This is a genomic window from Plantactinospora sp. KLBMP9567, from assembly GCF_033446045.1.
Taxonomy (GTDB): Bacteria; Actinomycetota; Actinomycetes; order Mycobacteriales; family Micromonosporaceae; genus Plantactinospora.
Genome location: NZ_JAWQRR010000077.1, coordinates 1 through 6960, shown reverse-complemented (window position 1 = coordinate 6960; position 6960 = coordinate 1). Strand labels below are relative to the sequence as shown.

Annotated in this window: 1 protein-coding gene; it reads right to left on the bottom strand. The window is 71.2% G+C overall.

Annotated features, from left to right (window positions below; all coding sequences use genetic code 11):
• Positions 1 to 6960: non-ribosomal peptide synthetase (locus R6Y94_RS44850; protein WP_318403428.1), on the bottom strand; the 6960-nt coding region annotated here is incomplete at both ends.

The following is a 6960-nucleotide window of genomic DNA, read 5'->3' as shown; positions in this document are numbered from 1 at the left end:
GGCCGGCCAGCTTCTCGGCGAGTTCGGCGACGGTGCGGTACTGGAACACGTCCCGGACCGCCACCTCGAACCCAGCCGCCCGCAACCTCCCGACCAACGCCACCGCCCGAATCGAATGCCCACCCAGATCGAAGAAACTCTCCGTCACCCCAACCCGATCCAGGCCCAGCACCTCCCGCCACACCCCAGCGATCCGCTCCTCCACCCCGGTACGCGGCCCCACAAAAACGGGACCCGCGTCCACGGCAGCAGTGTCCGGATCCGGCAACGCCCGACGATCCACCTTCCCGTTCGCGTTCAACGGCAGAGCATCCAGCGCGACGAACGCCGCCGGCACCATGTACTCCGGCAACCGGGTCGAGACATGCGCGGTCAACGCCGCCACATCCAGCTCACCGCCGGCCGGCACGCAGTACGCCACCAGACGCCTGTCCGACGCCGCACCCACCGCGACCACTACCGCGTCGCGGACCGCCTCGTACTCCAACAACACCGACCGGACCTCACCCAACTCGATCCGATAACCATGCACCTTCACCTGGTCATCCACCCGACCAACGAACTCCACATCACCAGCCGGCAACACCCGCACCAGGTCGCCTGTGCGGTAGAGCCGGGCACCCGAAACAGACCCGAACGGATCCGGCACAAACCGCTCCGCCGTCAACTCCGGCCGGTTCACATAACCCCGAGCAACCCCAACCCCACCGACATACAACTCACCCAACACACCGATCGGAACCGGCGACAGATCGGCGTCCAACACATACATCGCCATCCCCGGCAACGGACGGCCGATCGGCAGTACGTCGGCGGTCTGCGGGCCCTGCACCGGGTAGACGCAGGTGCCGACGGAGGCTTCGGTCGGGCCGTACTCGTTGACCAGTTCCGCATCGGGGGCGCACTCGCGCCAGCGCTCCAGGGTGTGCCGGCTGAACGCCTCGCCGGCCACCACCGTGATCCCGGCGAGCCCGCTGGCCTCGCCCGGGGCGAGCTGGTGCGCCAGCACCTCCAGGTGGCCGGGGGTCAGCTTCAGGAAGCTGAACGGGCCCGCCGCCAGCAGTTCGGGGCCGAGATCCGCCATGTCCAGATCCGGAGCCGCCAACCACACCCGCTGACCCGACACCAACGGCGCCCACACATTCGGCACCACCAGGTCGAACGCCACCGACGAGAACAACGCCGAACCACCCGCACCACGACCAGCCAACTCCCGCGCCGCCCACGACACATGGTTGACCAACCCACGATGCGACACCGCCACACCCTTCGGCCGACCCGTCGACCCCGACGTGAAGATCACGTACGCCAGCCGGTCGAGGTCGGCGGGTTCGGCGATCGGGGTCGCCGGACGGTTGCCGATCTCCAGGCGCTCGGTGTCGACGAGGACGCAGTCCAGTGCCGGGTCGAACCGGTCCGCGTGCCGGGACCGGGTGACCACCACCCGGGCACCGGCGTCGGCGAGCATCGTGTTCACCCGGTCGGCCGGGAACGACGGGTCCAGCGGCACGTACGCGGCACCGGCCTTCCAGACCGCCAGGAAGGTGGCGATCAGGTCCGGTCCCCGGTCCAGCAGCACTCCTACGAGGGACTCCGGCCCCACGCCCCGGGACCGCAGGTGCCGGGCCAGCCGGTTCGCCCGGGCGTCCAGCTCCGCGTAGTCGAGTTCCAGTTCGCCGAGTGCCACCGCGGTTCGCTCCGGGTGCGCGGCGGCCACGTCGGCGACCAGCTCCGGCACGGTACGGGTCGGCGCCGTGCCGGGGTTGACCGCGTACTCGCCGAGCAGCCGCTCCCGCTCGTCCGCCGGCAGGTGGTTGTCCCGGGCGTCGCCGCCGGCACCGGTCGCCGCCATCGCCGCCAGCACCGCCCGGTACATCGCGCCCAGTCGGGTCGCGTCCGGCCGGCTCAGCATGTGGGTGTCGGCGGTCAGCACCAGGCTGCCGGTCATCGCGGCGACGGCCAGGCCGAACTCGGTGGCACCCTCGCCGAGGCCGGACTCCACGTCGACCAGTTCGGTGTCGACCGCGTCGAAGTCCTGGTAGCTGAACCGCACGTCCAGCAGGCGCTGGCCGTCGGCCAGCTCACGCTGGATCGCCGGCATCGGATAGCGCCGGTGCGGCCAGAGTTCGACCTCGCGGTCGAAGACCTGCCGGACCAGCTCACCCCAGGTCGCCGCTCCCCGCCGGTGGGCGAAGGGCAGGGTGTTCAGATACATCCCGTACACCTTGTCGGCGCCGTCGACCTCGGGCCGGGCGCTGCACACCAGCCCGGTGAAGAACGCCGGCTCGTCGGTGAGCTGGCTCATCACCTTCAGGTGCGCCGCGTGCAGCACCGCCTTCAACGACGTACGGGTCGCCGTCGCCAGCGCCCGCAGCTCCGGCTCCAGGTCGCGAACCGGCACGGTGACCGAGTACGGCTCCCGGGGCGTCGCCGGGTCGGCGGCCCAGCCGGTCGGCAGCGACAGCCGGGTGTACCCGTCGACGATGCCGCGCCAGTAGTCGCGGTCCTCCGTCGACTCCAGCGAGTCGAGTTCGGCGGCGATGAAGTCCGCGTACCGGACCGCCGGGCGGGTCGCCGGTGCCGGTGCTCCGCCGGCCCGGATCTGCTGGTACAGCTCCAGCAGCTCGGTCAGCATCGCCCGGTGGCTCCACCCCTCGGTGATCGGGTGCGAGACCGTGACGGACATCCACCACGCCTCGTCGCTCTCCTCGTGCACGGCGAACCGCAGCAGCGGGGCCACCCCGAGGTCGAACAGCTCGGCCCGTTCCGCCGTGGTGAACTCCCGGATCGCCTGCTTCCGCCCGTCGGCGTCGAGCTGCCGGATGTCGCGTACCGCGATCGGGATCTCGGCGGTGCCGTGCACGAGCTGCATCGGCACCGCGTACGTGGTCAGGTCGAACGAGGTCCGCAGCAACTCGTGCCGCTCGACCACGATCCGGGCCGCCTCACGCAGCGCCTCCAGCCCGAACGGCTGCTCGGTGCGCAGCCGGAACGAGGTGACGTTGTGGTAGGCGTGCAGGTCGCTGTCGGCCAGCATCTCGACGACCATGCCGAGCTGCACCTGCGACAGCGGGTACGCATCGACCGCGCCGGCCGGGACCTTCGCCCGGTCCTCGGCGGAGAGCAGCGCGAACGGCGCCACGGTCGGCCCGTCGACGGTCGTAGCGGTCGCCTCCGGCACCGGGCCGGCCAGCTTCTCGGCGAGTTCGGCGACGGTGCGGTACTGGAACACGTCCCGGACCGCCACCTCGAACCCAGCCGCCCGCAACCTCCCGACCAACGCCACCGCCCGAATCGAATGCCCACCCAGATCGAAGAAACTCTCCGTCACCCCAACCCGATCCAGGCCCAGCACCTCCCGCCACACCCCAGCGATCCGCTCCTCCACCCCGGTACGCGGCCCCACAAAAACGGGACCCGCGTCCACGGCAGCAGTGTCCGGATCCGGCAACGCCCGACGATCCACCTTCCCGTTCGCGTTCAACGGCAGAGCATCCAGCGCGACGAACGCCGCCGGCACCATGTACTCCGGCAACCGGGTCGAGACATGCGCGGTCAACGCCGCCACATCCAGCTCACCGCCGGCCGGCACGCAGTACGCCACCAGACGCCTGTCCGACGCCGCACCCACCGCGACCACTACCGCGTCGCGGACCGCCTCGTACTCCAACAACACCGACCGGACCTCACCCAACTCGATCCGATAACCATGCACCTTCACCTGGTCATCCACCCGACCAACGAACTCCACATCACCAGCCGGCAACACCCGCACCAGGTCGCCTGTGCGGTAGAGCCGGGCACCCGAAACAGACCCGAACGGATCCGGCACAAACCGCTCCGCCGTCAACTCCGGCCGGTTCACATAACCCCGAGCAACCCCAACCCCACCGACATACAACTCACCCAACACACCGATCGGAACCGGCGACAGATCGGCGTCCAACACATACATCGCCATCCCCGGCAACGGACGGCCGATCGGCAGTACGTCGGCGGTCTGCGGGCCCTGCACCGGGTAGACGCAGGTGCCGACGGAGGCTTCGGTCGGGCCGTACTCGTTGACCAGTTCCGCATCGGGGGCGCACTCGCGCCAGCGCTCCAGGGTGTGCCGGCTGAACGCCTCGCCGGCCACCACCGTGATCCCGGCGAGCCCGCTGGCCTCGCCCGGGGCGAGCTGGTGCGCCAGCACCTCCAGGTGGCCGGGGGTCAGCTTCAGGAAGCTGAACGGGCCCGCCGCCAGCAGTTCGGGGCCGAGATCCGCCATGTCCAGATCCGGAGCCGCCAACCACACCCGCTGACCCGACACCAACGGCGCCCACACATTCGGCACCACCAGGTCGAACGCCACCGACGAGAACAACGCCGAACCACCCGCACCACGACCAGCCAACTCCCGCGCCGCCCACGACACATGGTTGACCAACCCACGATGCGACACCGCCACACCCTTCGGCCGACCCGTCGACCCCGACGTGAAGATCACGTACGCGAGGCGATCGAGATCGGTCGGTACCGAGAGCGGCGTCGCGGGCTGGTCCGCGATGGTCGGCGCGTCCCGGTCGACCAGGACCCGCACCGGGATCTCCGGGAACCGGTCGGCGTAGCCGGAGCCGGTCACCACCACCCGGGCACCGGCGTCGGCCAGCATGTCGGCGAGCCGGTCGGCCGGGTGGGCCGGGTCGAGCGGCACGTACGCGCCGCCGGCCTTCCAGACCGCCAGCATCGCCACGAGCAGGTCCGGACCCCGGTCCAGCAGCACCCCGACGACCGACTCCGGTACCACGCCGCAGGCGCGCAGGTGCCGGGAGAGCCGGTTCGCCCGGGCGTCCAGTTCGGCGTACGTGAGCTGCTGGCCGGCGCACTCGACCGCCACCGCGTGCGGGTTGGCCGACATCTGCGCGACGAACCGCTCCGGCACGGCCGGTCCGGCCGGCTCGGCCGTGGTGCGGTTCCACTCGACCACCAGCCGCTGCCGCTCCTCGTCGGCGAGGAAGGTGCCCCGGGCGTCGCCGTTCGGGTCCGCCGCCATCGCCTCCAGCACGGCCCGGTACATGGCGCCCATCCGGTCGCCGTTGGCCCGACTCAGCACCCGGGGGTTGACCGCCATCGTCACGTAGCCGAGCCGGACCGCCACGGCGAGCGGGAACTCGGTCGGGCTGTCGTCGATGCTGGCCATGTAGTCGACCAGATCCCGGTCGACCTGGTCGAAGTCGTGGTAGCTGAACCGGACGTCCATCAGTCGCTGGCCGTCGCCGAACTCGCGCTGGATCTCCGGCATCGGGAACCGGCGGCGCGGCCAGATCTCCATCTCCCGGGCGTACGTCCGCTGGACCAGCTCAAGCCAGGTCCGGGCGCCCCGGTCGTAGCCGAACGGCAGGCTGTTCAGGTACATCCCGTAGACCCGGTCGGCGCCGACCTCCTCGGGCCGGCCGTGCAGCACCAGGCCGGTCAGGAACGACTCCTCGGCGGTGAGCTGACTCATCACCTTCAGATGCGCGGCGAGCAGCACCGTCTTCAGCGACGCCTTCGCCCGGCTGGCCAGCTTGCGCAGGTCGGACTCCAGGTCGTGGAACGGCACCCCGAGCATCAGCGACTCGCGCGGCGCGTCCTCGTCGCCCCAGCCGGTCGGCAGGGTGAACCGGGCGTACCGGCCGACGATGTCCCGCCAGTAGTCCCGGTCGTCCGCCGAGGCCAGCGAGCGCAGTTCGGCGCCGATGAAGTCGGCGAACCGCACCGGCGGTGCCTCGACCGGGGCCGGGGTGCCGCCGTCCCGGATCTCCCGGTAGAGGTCCAGCACCTCCATCAGCAGCGAGTGGTGGCTCCAGCCCTCGATGATCGCGTGGCACTCGGTGACCGACAGCCACCAGGTCTTGTCGTCGCAGACGTGCGCGTAGAGCCGCATCAGGGTCGGCTGGGCCAGGTCGAAGACGTCGGCCCGCTCCACCGCGGTGAACTCCCGCAGCGACCGGTCCAGCTCGGCGGCGTCCAGGTGCCGCAGGTCCCGCTCCCCGACCGGCATCTCGGCGGTCGGGTACACCACCTGCATCGGCACCGAGTACGTGGTCAGGTCGATCGCGGTACGCAGCACCTCGTGCCGCTCGACCACGATCCGGGCCGCCTCGCGCAGCGCGTCCAGCGCGAACGGCCGCTCGTCGCGGATCCGGAACGAGGTGACGTTGTGGTACGCGTGCAGCTCCCCGTCGGAGAGCATCTCCACCACCATGCCGGCCTGCACCCGGGACAGCGGATACGCGTCGACCGCGCCGGTCGGCACCTTCGCCCGGTCCTCGGCGGAGAGCAGCTCGAACGGCGCCACCGGGCGCTCCGTAGCGGCCGGCGCCGACCGGCCGTCGAGGATCCCGCACAGCTCGGCGACGGTACGGTGCGCGAAGACGTCCCGGACGGAGACGTCCAGCCCGATCGCCCGCAGCTCGCCGACCAGGGCGACCGCCCGGATCGAGTGGCCGCCGAGGTCGAAGAAGCTGTCGTGCACGCCGACCCGCTCGACCCCGAGCACGTCCCGCCAGATCGCCGCGACCCGCTCCTCCACGGGGGTACGCGGAGCCACGTAGACCTGCTCGCCGGAGAGTGCGGCGCGGTCCGGTGCGGGCAGCGCGCGGCGGTCGAGCTTGCCGTTGGCGGTCAGCGGAATCCGGTCCAGTGGCACGAACGCGGCCGGCACCATGTATTCCGGCAGGCCCCGGGCGAGGAACTCGCGCAGCTCGGCCGGGCTCGGCACCTGGTCGCCCTCGGGCACCAGGTAGCCGACCAGCCGCTTGTCGCCGGGGATGTCCTCCCGGACCACCACCACCGCGTCCCGGACCCCGGGGTGCGCGGCGAGCACGGTCTCGATCTCGCCCAGCTCGACCCGGTAGCCCCGGATCTGCACCTGGTCGTCGATCCGGCCCAGGAAGTCCAGCCCACCGTCGGGCCGGCGCCTGGCCAGGTCACCACTGC